Origin of the sequence: Sporosarcina sp. FA9 (genome assembly GCF_051550205.1) — a bacterium.
Lineage (GTDB): Bacteria > Bacillota > Bacilli > Bacillales_A > Planococcaceae > Sporosarcina.
In genome coordinates this window covers 1,628,632-1,644,735 of the sequence record NZ_CP188819.1, presented here as the reverse complement: position 1 = coordinate 1,644,735, position 16,104 = coordinate 1,628,632, and the positions used below count along the sequence as shown (strand labels likewise).

At 37.9% G+C, this 16,104-nt stretch carries 18 protein-coding genes; 4 read left to right on the top strand and 14 right to left on the bottom strand.

The genetic code is table 11. From position 1 onward, the window contains the following. Positions 1 to 43: 43 nt before the first annotated feature. The 10 genes from ACP8HH_RS08000 to ACP8HH_RS07955 all read right to left on the bottom strand — a co-directional run bounded on the left by ACP8HH_RS08000 (position 44) and on the right by ACP8HH_RS07955 (position 8,496). A complete protein-coding gene (locus ACP8HH_RS08000) occupies positions 44 to 1,489 on the bottom strand; it encodes a spore germination protein (protein WP_438318332.1) in 1,446 nt (481 codons plus the stop codon). Positions 1,490 to 1,493: 4 nt separating this feature from the next. Continuing rightward, positions 1,494 to 2,282 carry a SigF/SigG family RNA polymerase sporulation sigma factor gene (locus ACP8HH_RS07995; protein WP_438318329.1) on the bottom strand — a complete coding sequence of 263 codons (789 nt, stop codon included), beginning with the start codon at positions 2,280 to 2,282 and terminating at the stop codon, positions 1,494 to 1,496. Between the two features lie 3 nt (positions 2,283 to 2,285). Next, positions 2,286 to 2,732, bottom strand: coding sequence for an anti-sigma F factor (spoIIAB, locus tag ACP8HH_RS07990; protein WP_438318327.1), 447 nt, complete (start codon positions 2,730 to 2,732; stop codon positions 2,286 to 2,288). Next, positions 2,722 to 3,075, bottom strand: coding sequence for an anti-sigma factor antagonist (locus ACP8HH_RS07985; RefSeq protein ID WP_438318324.1), 354 nt, complete (start codon positions 3,073 to 3,075; stop codon positions 2,722 to 2,724). Before ACP8HH_RS07985 ends, spoIIAB begins: the two co-directional genes overlap by 11 nt. Before the next feature lie 251 nt (positions 3,076 to 3,326). After that, positions 3,327 to 4,631: a pyrimidine-nucleoside phosphorylase gene (locus tag ACP8HH_RS07980; RefSeq protein WP_438319073.1), complete on the bottom strand. Its 1,305-nt coding sequence runs from the start codon at positions 4,629 to 4,631 to the stop codon at positions 3,327 to 3,329. A gap of 8 nt (positions 4,632 to 4,639) precedes the next feature. Continuing rightward, positions 4,640 to 5,833: a phosphopentomutase gene (gene deoB, locus ACP8HH_RS07975; protein ID WP_438318321.1), complete on the bottom strand. Its 1,194-nt coding sequence runs from the start codon at positions 5,831 to 5,833 to the stop codon at positions 4,640 to 4,642. A gap of 23 nt (positions 5,834 to 5,856) precedes the next feature. Further along, the gene (xerD, locus tag ACP8HH_RS07970; protein WP_438318318.1) at positions 5,857 to 6,756 is read right to left on the bottom strand and encodes a site-specific tyrosine recombinase XerD; all 900 of its coding nucleotides are present in this window, start codon (positions 6,754 to 6,756) and stop codon (positions 5,857 to 5,859) included. Positions 6,757 to 6,838: 82 nt separating this feature from the next. Continuing rightward, a complete protein-coding gene (fur, locus tag ACP8HH_RS07965) occupies positions 6,839 to 7,288 on the bottom strand; it encodes a ferric iron uptake transcriptional regulator (RefSeq protein ID WP_438318316.1) in 450 nt (149 codons plus the stop codon). A 93-nt stretch (positions 7,289 to 7,381) separates the two neighbouring features. Then, positions 7,382 to 7,897 (bottom strand): hypothetical protein, encoded by a 516-nt coding sequence (locus ACP8HH_RS07960; RefSeq protein WP_438318313.1) that lies wholly within the window; start codon positions 7,895 to 7,897, stop codon positions 7,382 to 7,384. Between the two features lie 53 nt (positions 7,898 to 7,950). Continuing rightward, a complete protein-coding gene (locus ACP8HH_RS07955; protein ID WP_438318310.1) occupies positions 7,951 to 8,496 on the bottom strand; it encodes an NUDIX hydrolase in 546 nt (181 codons plus the stop codon). Between the two features lie 72 nt (positions 8,497 to 8,568). On the opposite strand from ACP8HH_RS07955, the gene ACP8HH_RS07950 reads away from it, so the two are divergent. After that, positions 8,569 to 9,471, top strand: coding sequence for an aldo/keto reductase (locus ACP8HH_RS07950; protein WP_438318307.1), 903 nt, complete (start codon positions 8,569 to 8,571; stop codon positions 9,469 to 9,471). An 88-nt stretch (positions 9,472 to 9,559) separates the two neighbouring features. Here ACP8HH_RS07950 and ACP8HH_RS07945 read toward each other — a convergent pair whose 3' ends face one another. Together ACP8HH_RS07945 and ACP8HH_RS07940 are read right to left on the bottom strand one after the other, a co-directional pair. Next, positions 9,560 to 10,579 carry a DUF4179 domain-containing protein gene (locus ACP8HH_RS07945; protein WP_438318304.1) on the bottom strand — a complete coding sequence of 340 codons (1,020 nt, stop codon included), beginning with the start codon at positions 10,577 to 10,579 and terminating at the stop codon, positions 9,560 to 9,562. Further along, the gene (locus ACP8HH_RS07940) at positions 10,576 to 11,133 is read right to left on the bottom strand and encodes a sigma-70 family RNA polymerase sigma factor (RefSeq protein WP_438318302.1); all 558 of its coding nucleotides are present in this window, start codon (positions 11,131 to 11,133) and stop codon (positions 10,576 to 10,578) included. The genes ACP8HH_RS07945 and ACP8HH_RS07940 overlap by 4 nt, the downstream gene beginning before the upstream one ends. A gap of 202 nt (positions 11,134 to 11,335) precedes the next feature. On the opposite strand from ACP8HH_RS07940, the gene ACP8HH_RS07935 reads away from it, so the two are divergent. Continuing rightward, a complete protein-coding gene (locus ACP8HH_RS07935; protein WP_438318299.1) occupies positions 11,336 to 12,631 on the top strand; it encodes a M48 family metallopeptidase in 1,296 nt (431 codons plus the stop codon). 51 nt (positions 12,632 to 12,682) lie between these two features. On the opposite strand, the gene ACP8HH_RS07930 is transcribed toward ACP8HH_RS07935, so the two are convergent. Continuing rightward, positions 12,683 to 13,135, bottom strand: coding sequence for a DinB family protein (locus tag ACP8HH_RS07930; protein ID WP_438319071.1), 453 nt, complete (start codon positions 13,133 to 13,135; stop codon positions 12,683 to 12,685). Between the two features lie 183 nt (positions 13,136 to 13,318). On the opposite strand from ACP8HH_RS07930, the gene ACP8HH_RS07925 reads away from it, so the two are divergent. Beyond that, positions 13,319 to 13,879, top strand: a complete 561-nt coding sequence (locus ACP8HH_RS07925; RefSeq protein WP_438318296.1) for a thioredoxin family protein — start codon at positions 13,319 to 13,321, stop codon at positions 13,877 to 13,879. Positions 13,880 to 14,033: 154 nt separating this feature from the next. Here the strand turns inward: ACP8HH_RS07925 and ACP8HH_RS07920 are convergent, their stop codons facing one another. Next, a complete protein-coding gene (locus tag ACP8HH_RS07920; protein WP_438318293.1) occupies positions 14,034 to 15,110 on the bottom strand; it encodes an iron-containing alcohol dehydrogenase family protein in 1,077 nt (358 codons plus the stop codon). A 180-nt stretch (positions 15,111 to 15,290) separates the two neighbouring features. Here ACP8HH_RS07920 and ACP8HH_RS07915 point away from each other — a divergent pair, with 180 nt between their 5' ends. Then, positions 15,291 to 16,067 carry an ABC transporter ATP-binding protein gene (locus ACP8HH_RS07915; protein ID WP_438318290.1) on the top strand — a complete coding sequence of 259 codons (777 nt, stop codon included), beginning with the start codon at positions 15,291 to 15,293 and terminating at the stop codon, positions 16,065 to 16,067. Positions 16,068 to 16,104 lie beyond the last annotated feature (37 nt).

The window sequence follows — 16,104 nt, the reverse complement described above, 5'->3', positions numbered from 1 at the left end:
TCTAAAACTTTATCATAGACGGATGTGAGGATGCAATGATCTGTTATATGCGTTTTCTATCTGGCGAATCTGTAATGTATGGCCGCGGTGCATCAGTAGTCATAGGAAACCTTATAATGACATGCATTAGAGCCTTTGGGAAGAATGGAACAAACGGCCACAAATACGGCACATTCATTGGTTTTAACGCACATAAATAATAAAACAATAGTGCAATTGATATAAAAAATCCTGGTGCTCCAAATAATGCTGTTGCAATTAGAATACTTATTCTAAAAACCTTCGTAGTAATCCCAAGTTCATATGAAGGAATTGCAAAGGTTAGAACTGCACTGACCGCAACATATAGAACTACTTCTCCAGCAAATAGTCCTACATCAATCGCAACTTGTCCAATAACAATTGCAGCTACCAATCCCATAGCCGTAGCCATAGGTGTTGGTGTGTGTATTGCCGCCATTCGCAACACTTCAATTCCAACATCAGCCGTAAATAGCTGGACAAATAGTGGTATTTCTCCTACATCTTTCGGGCCAATAAAACTAAGTATATCTGGTAAGTATTTAGGATGCGTCGCAAGTAAATACCAAAAAGGAAGAAGAAATAAGCTTACCAAAAATCCTGTAAAACGTATGAATCGAACGGATGTTCCAATCAGCGGGGCTTGCCTATATTCTTCAGCATGTTGTAAATGATGGAATAAAGTTGTAGGAACGAGTATTACTGATGGAGATGTATCAACTATGATTGCAATATGCCCTTCGAGAAGATGCGCTGCACAAATGTCTGGCCTTTCAGTATAACGGACAAAAGGCATCGGATGAAAACCTTGCTTGAATAAGAACTCCTCTAATTGCTTATCCGTCATTGTCAGTCCATCCGTTTGAATCGAATCCAGTCTCTCGCGAATAAAGGAAAGGTGTTCAGGGCTTGCTGCCCCCTCAATAAACGATAATACAATATCTGTCTTGCCGAACACGGATGTTTTATGAATTTCCATCCTTAACTTCTCAGTTCGAATCCGTCTTCTAATGAGCGCTGTATTTTGGAGGATGTTTTCTGTAAAACCATCACGTGCCCCCCGGATCACTTTTTCCGTATCAGGTTCTGCCGGTTGCCTACCCGGATAGGACCGAACATCAATAATAAATACAAAACCTTCCGGTGTTATGAAAGCTGCTTGTCCACTTAATATCGACGTTAATAATTCATCTAAATCTTTAGCGGGGCTTACCGCATGATACGGAAAATAGCTGAGAAATTTCTCGATGCTATCTTCCGCAACCGGCTCGTCAACTTGGTTCCATTGCATTTCAGTAAAAAGGTTTGTTAAGACATTGCCATCGACAAGTCCATTCATATATAGCAGTAGTGCGGGCATATCCCAAAGATGCAGCTTTCTAGCTGTGGCGTCAAATGTCTGTTCTTTATCAAACAGACCAAAAAACCACTCTTCGCCTTCTTTTGTTGACTGGAAAAATCTCTCCATTGTTCTACTCCGTTCTAGTTTTGACCATACTTTCCTCAGCACCGACACCCATCCAGGATTTCAACTGAGCAAGAATTTTCTTTTCTAATCGTGATACTTGTACTTGTGAAATCCCTATCCGTTCTGCAATATCACTTTGTGTACAATCTAAGTAATAACGCATATAGATTATTGTTTGATCTCTTTTGTTTAATTTTGAAATGACATCCCTAAGTGGTATATGATCGAAAACCCTTTCTGAACGATCATCTCTTAGCTGATCCATGAGGGTTAGACTGTCCCCTTCATTTTCATAGAGTTGCTCATGAAGTGATGCGGGATCACGCAGTGCATCTGATGCTAGAATGACGTCGTCCAAAGACACTTCAAGGATTGCTGCTACTTCAGAGAGCGTTGGCGATTTCCCACTTTTCTTTATATAATCATCTGTGGCATGACGAATTTTAAAACTCAGTTCACGTATGGATCTACTTACTTTCACCATTCCATCATCTCTAAGAAATCGCTGAATCTCACCAACAATCATCGGTACTGCATAGGTAGAAAACTTTACCTCATAAGATAAATCAAATTTATCAATTGATTTCATAAGCCCGATGCAACCGATTTGAAATAAGTCTTCTGGATCGGCACCTCGCGAAGCAAAACGTTGAACAATAGACCATACAAGTCTTGTATTGCCTTCCACCATCATACGTCTTGCTTCTTTATCACCTTCTTGTGATATCTTGATTAACTCCCTCATCTTCTCTTGTGACAGTAAGGCATGCGGCTTTTCAACGGATGTGTCCATAGTTCACCTCATTCTGCTCGTTTCCGTAACAAGGGAAAACGTTTTCTCGAATTTGACAACCGTTCCTTTTCCAATTACCGATTCAACTTTTAAATTATCTGAAAAACTCTCCATAATTGTAAATCCCATCCCAGAACGCTCCATATGTGGCCGTGTCGTAAACATCGGTTCCATAGCACGTTCTATGTCGTCAATTCCTTCGCCTTCATCACTTACAGTCATTGTCACCTTCTGCTCATCAATCGTCGCGTGGATTGTCACAAGGCTACTTCCATCAATGTTATAACCATGTATGATTGCATTTGTAACGGCTTCGGATACAATGGTTTTAAATTCTGAAATTTCTTCAAGTGTTGGATCGAGTGGCGTTATAAAACATGTCATCGCTATTCTTGCGAGTGCTTCATTCTCCTCAATTGCAACAAATGATAACGTCATTTCATTGTCCATGTGCTACCCCTCCAATTTCCCCAATCGCTGTTTCGACCGTACAATGCCTAATATTCTGCCCGAGTCCTGAAAAGCTAAATATTTTCTCCATTGTTGCAGTCGGATTTAAGATAAGTGTTTCTCCACCCATTGGCGCTAAATCCCTCATTCTTCCTAGAATTAGACCGATTCCTGCACTGTCCATAAACCCAAGACCTTCCAAATCCCAAATAACTGCACGAACTTGTCCAGTAAAGATAGTTGAAGAAATATGAGCACGGATTCGATTCGCCTTATGATTGTCAAGTTCTCCGCGCAGTGTTGCTACTAAAATCCCATTGTCTGTAATTTTGATATCAGCCATGCTGAAACCCCTCCTTCATGCGATTCATTCAACATTCATGAGGGTTAAACCTTTTACCTGACATAACTAGTCAAAGTTATTCGAAACTTCCTATTTTTCGACACCGCCCCTTTCTGTTGAAAGTATGTACCTCTTATAGGTGATTTACACATGTACTTATTAAGTATTTCTGAGATTCGTTGAATCATACTAAATTACCGCAAACAAAAAAGAGGCTACCCAAGTAAATGAGTAGCCTCCAAATCTATTCTTCAATTTGTAATTATTTTACCGATAAGTTGTGGTGGTTCAACGTATTTTTCTTCAATAAAAATATGTTTCTGTAAAATCGACTCAGATTGACGAACATCCTCATTATTTGAATGAATTATGGCGATTGTTTCACCAATTTCAACAGTATCGCCGATCTTCTTCCGAAGTACGATGCCTACAGCTAAATCGATTTCATCATCTTTTGTTGCACGACCGGCACCGAGTAGCATTGCAGCTATGCCAATATCATCTGCTTCCATTTTTGTGATGTAACCTGCAGCCGTTGCTTTCACTTCGGTTTTAAAGGTCGCCTGTGGCAGAAGTGATGTATCATGAATAATTGCAGGGTTACCACCTTGTGCTTCAATTAAACGACCAAGTAATTCAAGTGCGGATCCATCGACTATGACCTTTTCCAATAACTCACGCGCTTCTTCAAGTGTTTTTGCTTTTCCGCCTACAAGTACCATCTGACTACCAAGGACTAGACAAAGTTCTGTTAAATCCTTTGGACCTTCTCCTCTGAGTGTCTGAATAGCTTCAATCACTTCAAGTGAATTCCCAATTGCATTCCCAAGTGGTTGACTCATATCTGAAATAATTGCCATCGTATTTACTCCAACATTTTGACCAATCGCAACCATTGAATGGGCCAATAAAATCGAATCTTCCTCTGTTTTCATAAATGCACCATTACCCGTTTTCACATCAAGTACGATAGCATTCGCACCCGCAGCAATCTTTTTACTCATTATCGAACTTGCAATAAGAGGTATGCTGTCAACTGTAGCAGTAACATCACGTAGGGAATACAATTTTTTATCAGCAGGTGTAAGATTTCCACTTTGACCGATAACTGCTAGTTTTAAGTCATTTACTTGTTTAATAAATTCTTCGTTTGATAATTCTATATGAAATCCTTCAATTGCTTCAAGTTTATCTAGAGTACCTCCAGTATGTCCAAGACCTCGTCCACTCATTTTGGCTACAGGCACGCCACATGCAGCTACCAAGGGGCCTAGAATAATTGTAGTTGTGTCCCCAACCCCGCCAGTTGAGTGCTTATCAACTTTAATCCCCGCAATAGCAGAGAGGTCGATTCTGTCTCCTGACTCCACCATCGAAATTGTTAAATTACCTTGTTCCTCTGCATTCATTCCTTGAAAATAAATCGCCATCAGAAAAGCACTTGCTTGGTAATCCGGAATAGTCCCGTTTGTATAGCCGTCCACAAAAAAATGGATTTCTTCTTGTGTTAGTATTTCACCATTTCTCTTTTTCTCAATCACATCAACCATTCTCAACATTCACATCACACCTTTCCTTTTAATAAAGGGAGGAAGCTCTTACCATACTCCGGTAATTTAACATTGAAGTTTTCAGCTATCGTCGCACCCACATCCGAAAATGTTTCGTTCAAGGGGATTTCCCCTCCACCATTAAACGATGGTGAATAAATAAGTAGTGGTACATATTCACGTGTATGATCTGTTCCAGGGTGAACGGGATCATTCCCATGATCAGCTGTCAGAATTAATAAATCATCAACCAACATTGCTTCCATAATTTCTGCTAATCTTTTATCAAATTCTTCAAGTGCTTTACCGTATCCAATCGGGTCTCTCCGATGACCAAATAATGCATCAAAGTCAACTAGATTTGTAAAACTCATTCCTTTAAAGTCTTTCCCCATTACGTCAAGTAGCTTATCAACTCCGTCCATATTACTTAGTGTTCGGACGGACTCAGTTACTCCTTCACCATTGAAAATATCAGCAATCTTACCTATCGCAATCACGTCTAAACCAGAATCTGCAAGCTCATTCATAACTGTTCGGTTAAAAGGTTTAAGTGCATAATCGTGACGGTTCGTTGTTCGTGTAAATGAGCCTGATTCACCAATAAACGGTCTTGCGATAACACGACCGACTAGGAACTCTGGATTCAGCGTTAATTCACGAGCAATTTCGCATATTTTATATTGTTCATCAATGGGGATAATGCTTTCATGGGCAGCAATTTGTAGAACTGGGTCAGCAGAAGTATAAACAATTATTGAACCAGTTTGCATATGTTCTTCCCCAAGTTCTTCTATTATATTTGTCCCACTAGCTACTTTATTTCCGATTACTTTACGACCAATTCGTTCTTCAAGTTGTGTAATAAGGTCAACTGGAAAACCATTTGGATACACTTTAAATGGTTTATCTATTTTGAGTCCCATCATTTCCCAGTGGCCAGTCATAGTATCTTTTCCGACAGATGCTTCCTGCATTTTCCCGTAATAACCGATGGGTTCGGCTTCAACTGGAATCCCTTCAAGTTTACGAATATTTGAAAGTCCTAGTTTCGCCATATTGGGCATATTTAGTCCTTGCATTGCTTTTGCAATATGTCCTAACGTATCCGCACCTTCATCACCAAATATATGGGCATCTGGCGATTCACCGATCCCAACCGAATCTAGCACAACCAAATGAATCCTTTTAAATAGCTCTTTACTCAATGGAATTTCCTCCTATTCTCATACTAAGCACGTGGGTGAAACTTTACATATACTTCTTTTAAGTGAGTTCGACTTACATGTGTGTAGATTTGTGTTGTAGAAATATCTGCATGACCGAGCATTTCTTGGACCGCACGAAGATCTGCACCGTTTTCTATTAGATGAGTCGCAAAAGAATGACGCAATATATGTGGTGTTAGTTCTTTTTTAAGACCCGCGGAAAGCGCATGTCCTTTTAGTAGTTTCCAACACCCTTGTCTAGTCAGTCGATTGCCTCTCATATTGACAAATAGTGCATCTACACCTCTTTGCTTACTTATAAATTTCGGTCTTGCTTCGTCAATATAACGGGTACAAGCTACAATTGCTTGGTTCCCAAGTGGAATAATTCTCTCTTTACCACCTTTACCAAAGACTCGAACGAATCCCATGGATAAATGGATATCATCCATACTCAGACCAATTAGTTCGCTTACACGCATTCCCGTTCCATACAATATTTCTAGTAACGCACTGTCTCGAACTCCTTGTGGCTTACTCTTATCTGGTGCGTTAATAATCAGCTCAACTTCCGCCATCGATAATACTCTTGGTAATTTTTGATCGATTTTCGGTAGTTCTAAATGAACTGTCGGGTCCCCATTTGTCACTTTTTCCCTAAGAAGAAACTGATGAAAAGAACGCAGCGAGGAAATGTGTCGAGAAGAGGTTCGTGCTGATTTCCCTTCTTCACTCAACTTATGTAAATACGTGAGAATGTCTTGTCTACCAACAGCATCAATCGTTTCAAAACCCGAGCTTTTAATGAAATCAATATAACTCTCTAAATCACGTCGATATGAAATTATTGTGTTATCTGCCAATTGTCGTTCCACTTTCAAAAAATGTATATAATCTTCTAGTGCAAATGTTGCATCTTTCATTTATATACCCCCTTTTGCTAAATTGGGCCTCCACTTTAACGACAAATGAGGATAGCGTTAGGCCATCCCCATTTTCTTAGTATCATTCGTCTTCACTTGTTTGACATCTTTTACAGACACCATGAAATGTTAACCAGTGGTCTTTAATTTGAAATTCCCAACGACTTTCTACAATTTTCTCAACTTCACCAAGGAGGTCTTCTTTAATCTCATCAACTATCCCACACTCTATACAAATGAGGTGATGATGGAAATGTTTCGCTCCTTCTTGACGTAAATCAAATCTTGAAACACCATCGCCAAAATTAATTTTATCAACAATTTTTAAATCGGTTAACAATTCAAGCGTACGGTATACGGTAGCAAGCCCGATTTCCGGTGCTTTCTCTTTGACAAGCAAAAAGACATCTTCCGCACTAAGGTGATCGTCCTCGTGCTCAAGGAGGACCAAAACCGTCGCTTCGCGCTGAGGCGTCAACTTGTAGCTGGCCCCGTGCAATTGTTTCTTTATTCGATCGATCCGGCTTTCCATAAGACGCCCCCCTCAAACTGTATCCATTATAACAAATGGACTTTCGCTATTACAACATAAAGGGAGCGAAATTAATAATAACGTAAAGGTTTATTATTTTAATAGAATATAAAAGATCACGATTTCTAGAATCGTTACAAAAACAGCCATGATAATTATTATCGGTAAAGCGTTTGTGCTTTCCTTCTTCCAGCGGTTTCTACCCAAGAAAAAAGGTGGGTTAAGAACTGCACAAAATGCCAGAAATAAAAAGCAAGTCACAAATTGAAATGGGAACCACCAAATCGAATAATCGAGTATTTTCATACCCGACCCAAGTAGAAAAGCGGATGAGAGCCCAAAAAGAACAGATTTCAAAGCCCCCAAAAAAAGAATAGCAAATCGAGCTTGTTTAATGTTAGACAAAATAAAAGCAATAACAAAAAATAATGCCGTCATTGCGACAGGTCTGACGAATCCAACCTGATGTCCATAGACGACTCTCGGATCGAAAAAGGAAATTAATTTTTCCATTGTGGAAATAGGTATTTCTTGAAATAAGATTGCACCACCGATATAGCTAACCGCAAGAATAACAAATAGATGTATGAATGATAAAGAACGGACCATAACTGCACCTCCGCTTAGTTTATATAGAGTATGCTTGTCCGTAGTAATTTAGCTCAATTTATTAGAAGTTTTTTTGCATAAAGAACTGCAAAAGCAGTTTTGGCATCGTAGATTTTCGTAGTTGCCATCATTTCGTCCGCCTCAGCTATAGTCACTTCTAATAGATTGATGAACTCATCGTCATCGCCTGCCGCGGGGTTTTCGATTTTCTTAAGTCCCCTCGCTAAATATAAATGAATGATTTCATCCGCAAAACCGGGTGATGTCGCAAACGACTGAATATATGTGAATTCAGTTGCACAATACCCTGTTTCTTCTTCCAATTCACGTATTGCAGTTGTCTCCGGGTCTTCACCTGGCTCAATTTTACCCGCAGGAATTTCAACTAGAGAACGATCCAATGCTTTTCGATACTGTTCAACTAAAACTAGTTTTTCATCTGCTGTAATCGCAAGTATTGCGACAGCACCTGGGTGTTTAATTAACTCACGTTGCGCGGTTTTGCCATTTGGCAATTCAACTTCTTCAATTCGTAGTGAAATAATTTTACCTTTATAGATTTCGTTACTTGTAAGTGTTTTTTCTTCATATGTATCCACTCTATCCGACTCCTCTGATTGGTTTTATTTTTCCATACATTGTAACATGAAGTGAATTGGAGGGATGTTTTTATGAAGAAAAGAGAGCTGGGTAAAAGTGGTCTATTTGTTTCAGAAATTGGACTTGGTACAATGTCTCTTCCGGATGACCCCGCAGAATCTAAAAACATTATTGACGCCGCCATACATGCGGGCATTAATTTCTTTGACACAGCAGATTTGTATGACAACGGCAAAAATGAAGAATTAGTTGGATATGCCCTTAAAGGACGAAGAGATGAAGTTATTCTAGCCACAAAAGCTGGAAATAAGATGAATTCCACTGGCGACGGCTGGACATGGGATCCTTCGAAAAACCATATTATGGACGCTGCTAAAGAAAGCTTGCACCGACTTGGCACAGATTACATTGATTTATATCAACTTCATGGAGGTACGATGGAAGATAATGTTGATGAAACATTAGATGCACTTGAGAGCCTTAAAAAAGAAGGACTTATTCGACAATATGGCATCTCCTCAATACGTCCCAATGTTATTAAACGTTTCCTTGATAGTGGCGCTGCAGTTTCGGTAATGATGCAATATAGCCTTCTTGATCGAAGACCTGAAGAATGGTTTCCGATGATTCATGAGGCAGCTGCTTCAGTCATAACGAGAGGTTCAATTGCGAAAGGTTTATTAACGTCTGACGGCTTATCTAGAGTTCAAAATTCAAATGGATTTGCTTCATATAGCGCAGAGGATTTGAAAATAATTATTCAAGCATTAGAGAAGAAAACAAATGATTTACATGCTGCAGCAATCGCATTTATTTTGGATAATAAAACAATTGCCTCCGCACTCGTTGGTGCACGTACGACTGCACAACTACTCGATTCAATTATTGCGTATGAGAAAAATTGTTCAACTGATACAATGAACGAATTAATAGAATTGGTTGCAAAAAGTAAATATACGGATCATCGCTTTTAATAGAATCAGGTTCAGACATAGCAATTTTATTAAGTTTTAAAATGACAGAAAGCTCCTAGCATAATCCATACTGAGAGCTTTCTGCTGTTTAGAACGGGATTTCGATTGATTTGATTGTAAATGTTTTCAAGTCTAAATCTGGGTCATTGAATACAGATATTTCGGGTATCAATGTGATAGACGTCACCTCTTTCGGAATGGCTGAAGTCGTGAATTTCCAATCCATGGAATATGCGCTCTGACCATATCCGACATCATCGATTACTTTATATTCATTCCCAAAGTTATCGATAACAGTCATATTCAAGAGTACATATTCCCACTTCTCTTGTATTGATGAATCTGCTTTATGTGTATAGTAGAATACTGTTGAAATAGATGTTTGCGTCATTTTTGATACATTAAGAGTTATCCCTTTTTCTTCCGTTTTAATGTCGACCGCTTCTACTTCATTGTCAATTGCATTAAGCGTGAATTGGAATGGCCATTCTCCAGTTATAGATTGATCTGAAATTTCTTTATCAATGTGTATGGATTCTGGTTTCCAACTAACATTGATGGATTCTAAGTTATCTCCTTCCACCAAATTCCCAACAGACACACCCGCATACTGATGATCCCCAACTTTTTCAATAAACGATCTCTCAGACTGAAATCCATCGTATCCATCTATCACGAAACTTCCAGGAAGCGTAGGAGATTCACCCAAATCAGCTTCACTTTCTATCATATACGAGATGGTGACTGCTTCCCCGTCATACACGGCATTTGCTAGTGTTATGCTAATGCCGTTGCTTTCTTTCGTTATATCTAATCCGGATGAAAATATTTCATAGTCTTTAAACTGTCCACTCTTATCATCAAACAATAAGAAAATATTTCCGATAAAAGGAATCTGAGATGCGAATACGGGATAAGCAACGCCCAAAGTTATCGATGAAGCGATAAATAGTATTGCCGCCGCGGATACATTTCGAAACGCACTCCTTTTGTTCTTATATTTCATTACAGTCTTTTTAACGCGCTCTATTTCGGGCTCGCTGACTGGCATTGCTTGAATATTCTCATCAACTTTTAAATTGTTGAATTGTTTATATAACCTTTTCATGCGAAATTACCTCCTAATTGAATTTGTCGTAACTTCTTTTTCCCCCTGTAAAGACGGTTATCAACAGCAGCTTTTGTTAAGCCAAGATGGATAGCGATGTCACCATTTTTCATTTCCAAAAAATACTTCATAGTGAAAATATCACGGTCTATGTCCTCCAGCTGTCTCATCATTTTCAATAAATTACGTGATGATTCTTTTGTTAAGAATATAGCTTCTGCTGATTGTGCTGTGTCTAGCGGCATCTCCTCGAGTTCAGTAGCGATATGAGATTTGGATTGTTTCCTCTGTTTATCGATCGCTTTATATTTAGCAATCACGCAAATCCATTTCCTGAAATCTTCTTGGTTCCCGTTAAATTGACTCTTATTCTCCCATGCGCCTAGGAATGCATCATTTATACACTCTTCAATAAGTTGTGGATCTTTATAGGAATTAAGTGCATTAAAAATAACCGCTTTCACAATTCCGATATATTCATTAATCACATATTCAAACGCATCGTTCTTTCCTTTCTTAAAACGCTTAATAAAGTTCTCGCTATTAATTTTCATTTGCGCACTCCCTTTTGTATTGTAAAGGCTCTTACACTTAATACATCGTAAATGAAGTGGAAACATTCTCAAAAATAATTACAGAAAATTCATTTTGTTGAAATTCAATTAAGATACATCTAGACCTATTGACTATATTTGGAAAATTCTTTATCATATATATTTAAGTGGAAATATTTAACTCCAAAGGGGAAGGTATTCATTGAATTCACAGTCTTTAACATCTAGTAAAGAAACACCTTATTTCATTTTCAGCGTCATCGTAAGTCTATTTATCTATATTATTGCCATGGTAAGTATTATAGGTATAGCAATAGCACTCGTTTTATTTGGTTTACTATTATTCTCTAATGCAATAATGTTAGGTAGTATTCGAGGCAACGGCGTACGCATAAACGAGAAGCAGTTTCCTGACATTTACGAGAGAGTCGTTGAATTATCAATTCAAATGAAAATTAAAGATGTTCCAGATGTATTTGTAATCCATTCTCAAGGTGCATTCAATGCTTTTGCTACACGTTTTTTCGGACGTAATATGGTCGTTATCTATAGTGAGGTTCTTGAATTAGCACGCGAACAAGGTCAAAAAGAACTAGACTTTATTATTGCACATGAATTGGCACATATTAAACGACGTCATGTTTGGAAAAGTATTCTTGTACTACCCGCAAACTTTGTGCCTTTTCTTTCCCAAGCCTATAGCCGTGCATGTGAATATACATGCGATCGAAAAGCCGCTTATTATATACAGGATGGCTTTGCTGCCAAACGATCGCTCACAATCTTAAGTATTGGCAAAGGACTCTATAAAGAGATTAACGATATATCTTACCTTGAACAAATACATAGCGAATCGAACGTTGCGGTATGGTTCGCAGAAGTACTTTCTACTCATCCAATTTTACCAAAAAGAATTCAAGCAGTTGGACAATTTATGGAAGTTGAGGGAACCCCTAATTTCCAACCAAATACGAGTAAAATAGCAATTGGAGCTGTGATTTCTGGTCTTTCGATATTCGTAATTTATATTGGGATGATTGTATTACTAGTAGTAGGTATTGGAATTATTTCATCTGTTTTTCCGTCAGCGGAGGAATCCAATTTTGAAGAGTCTTCCGATTTCGCTGCCGACTCGACTCCGCTAATGATTGCCGCCGCAACCGGAAATCTAAAAAAAGTAGAGAGTTTATTGGAAGATGGAGCAGATCTTTTGGAGGTTGATGAGGAGTTAACGACCGCTCTTCATTATGCCGTCTACAATGATGAGACAGAAGTCGTTGAATTCTTACTAAAAAATGGTGCAAATCCAAATGACTCAGATCATTATACAACGGCGCTAACCGCCGCAATAATGAATGAATTCTATGACATTGCGGCTTTATTATTTCATTCGGGGGCCGATCCAACGCTTGTGGATGCCTATGGTGAATCACCTATCACTCTCTTTGAAGTAGAAACAGTACCTGAATTCGAATATATACTAAATGATTTATATTGAAATGAAAAGGAAACGGATAACCTTTTGCAAAGGTTATCCGTTTCCTTTTGGTTATGATACTTTACTTAATGCGTCAATAACACCCGCATGAACGCCTTCATGCCAAGCAATAAATTGTATAATTCCTTGAATATCATCGATTGTCATTATATTTTCACCAATTATTAGTGGTTCAGACATTTTTTCCTCTTGTTTTCCTTCTAAAAATGGAATTACCCACTCAAGCTGTTCTCTTAAATTAGTCATTAGTTCTTCATTTGAAGGAACATCATCGCCCCACTCTACCGGACTTGTTCCATCCACAAACAACGGAATCCAATTAGGGTGCTTTGGTTCGTACGAATTTATACTTTGGTGGATCAGTGTTTCCATAGTCACAAAAATATGACCGGCATGCCACCTTATATTGTTATTAAACCCACTTGGTTGAACATCCCACTTGCTATCTTCAACTCGTTTCATACGGCCAATCAAATGCATACGTGCAAGGCGTAATTGTTGTATTGTTGTGATTGAAATCCCCTCCTAATCGATCAGTCTCTTTAACTGTAAGACATTTTTCATTTTATTCAAATTTAGTGCCTCACCTTCTATTAAAAATATCCACTTTACAAATGCGGTTATGTTTACGAAGTCCTTATAATTCAGTACACTTGAAACATATCAAATGAACGGAGTGAATTGTTAATGGGACTAAATGAGTGGTATGAAAAAGGTTTGACCGCAACTGAATATACTGAAACTTTAGATACTCTAAAAGAAGGGTTTTCTTTCGTTGCAGAAAATTTCAAACCATCACCAGATAAGGACTTTTTCGAACAAATAAAAGCAATGAACTTACGTGTTCTTATACTTACCGAGCCCTGGTGTGGACACTGCATGTTTAATATTCCTATTGCACTAAAGATGGCAAAGCACTCAAATATGCCGGTACGACTTCTACTGCGTGATGAAAACTTAGAACTCATGGATCAATATTTAACAAATGGAAAATCTCGAACGATTCCTATAATCCTTTTTATTGATGAAGACGGCAACGAAGTCGCCAAATGGGGACCAATCACAAAGAAAACAAGACAATTTGTTGATAAATATAGAAAAGAGCTACCATTAAAAGATGCCGACGATTACGACGAGAAGTTACAGGAGATGTATACAATTACTCGTAAAGCTTTTTCTACGGATACAGGAATATGGAAAGCTTCGTATGATGGTATGAAACAGGCATTATTAGATGGAACAAACTAGTTCGCAGATAAAATGAAATATGTGTAAATCCATTTTCAACTAATAATGTTTTCATCAACCAATATTCCACTAGTACAAATTCCCCTTAAAAACAAAAACATGTCCGTAAAGGGCATGTTTTTTGTTTGACTTATCTTATAATAAAAAATCACTTTTAGTGTTGTAGATTTTCCAGTTTAATAATCGCATTTGATACATCATTCACAAGTATGCCATCGTCTTTCATTACATGAATCGATTCATTCGGCAAAGTTGCTTTTTCCGCAATTCGTGACACCAGATCTTCCGTGACAGTTAATAATCCCAAATCCTTTAAACTTGTTGGCAGCCCTAGTTCCTTATAAAAAGCAATTACAGACTTTAATTCATCTAATTTATCTTCCAATACTAATTGAATTAGAATCCCATAAGCGACCTTTTCACCGTGAAGTTTTTCATGCATTTCGCTTATGACAGTCAGCCCGTTATGAATCGAATGCGCTCCCGCAATTCGACCATATGAATCACCAAAACCGCCTACCATTCCAGCATAAACAATAATCGTTTCAACAACTTTTACAAAGTCCTTGTTTATCGTTTTTGTCCGGACCGCTTGCAAAGCATTGTTGCTATGTTCTAATAATACTTTTTTACATTGTTGGGCTGTGAAGTAAGCAATCTCAATTGGAACTGATCGGTCTACCAATCGACTAATTTGAACATCGGCTTCATACCATTTTGCCAATGTATCTCCGATTCCAGCTACAAATAATTCGATAGGAGCATCTAGTAAAAGTTGAGGTTCAACTAAAACAAGCTCGATACCTGAGGAATAGACTTCGTAATGTGTCATAACGCCGTCCTCTGTGTATATAACACTAAGAGGTGTCCAAGGTGCACAATTTGAAGCAAGTGTTGGTATAATGACTGATTTGGTATTACTTTTATTACTCGCTGCTTTCACCAAATCAATTACCTTTCCACCACCAACACCGATAATTGCATTTACTTTTAAGTCCGTCGCTAATTTGGCGATTCTATTAATTTCCGACATCGAACATTCCCCGCAATAACGCTCCATCGTTCCTTCTACCTCAACAAATGCAGGTATGAATTTAGATGCCGCATTCCATGACTGCTTCCCAGTTACAAGTAAAACGCGAGATATCTGATGTAATAAAAGTTGTTCTTCGAGATTCTCCAGTATACCTTCTTTACAAATATATTTATTCGGAGCTCCTCGAACGGTCATATCTTTCATAAATAATCATACCTTTCTTAATTTCTTGGCAAGCTTATTGCTACATGCGTAAAGATGAATCATTAGTATTCCATATAATTCGAGCATTGTAAATCCTCTAACAGTACATGTATACTTGCTAATATACTAACTTTAGATTATAAAGTATAAACATACAAATGGGGTGTTTTTTTGAAGTCCGTTATCTCTTTTGCAGATGTATCCTTACGTAAAAATGGGCAGGCAATACTAGAGAATATTAACTGGGATATCAATTCTAATGAACATTGGGCTATTTTAGGTCTCAACGGGTCTGGAAAAACGTCTCTTCTTAATATCATATCGGGTTATCACTTCCCTTCTACCGGTGATGTATCCGTCCTTGGAAATAAATTCGGAAAAACTAGTTTACCTGAATTACGCAAAAAGATTGGTTTTGTTAGTAGCTCATTAGATCGTTTTTCACAACTTGTTAATAATGAAACGATTGAAGAAGTTGTTGTTAGCGGGAAGTTTGCATCGTTTGGATTATACGAGTATGTTTCAAAAAAGGATTATAAAAAAGCATTTTCTTTAATTGAACTGATGCGTTTAAACTATTTAAAAGGTAAGTCATTTCAATTTCTATCTCAAGGTGAAAAAAGAAGAGTACTTATTGCAAGAGCTTTAATGAGTAACCCAGAAATTTTAATTTTGGATGAACCTTGTTCAGGATTAGATATTTTATCCCGTGAACAATTACTTGATATAATGAAAGAAGTAATACAAAAAAACTGTCACATTATTTATGTTACACATCATATTGAAGAACTAGTAAAGGAACTGACACATGTTCTACTCATTCATAATGGTAAAATCGTGGCCGCCGGACCGAAAAAGGAAGTATTGATAGATACAAAGTTGTCAGAAACATTTGAAGTTCCGGTTAAAGTAATTTGGAACAATGATCGACCTTCGTTGTCCATTTAGTTGTGTTATCTATTCTTAAAATTATGAAAAGAGGTTT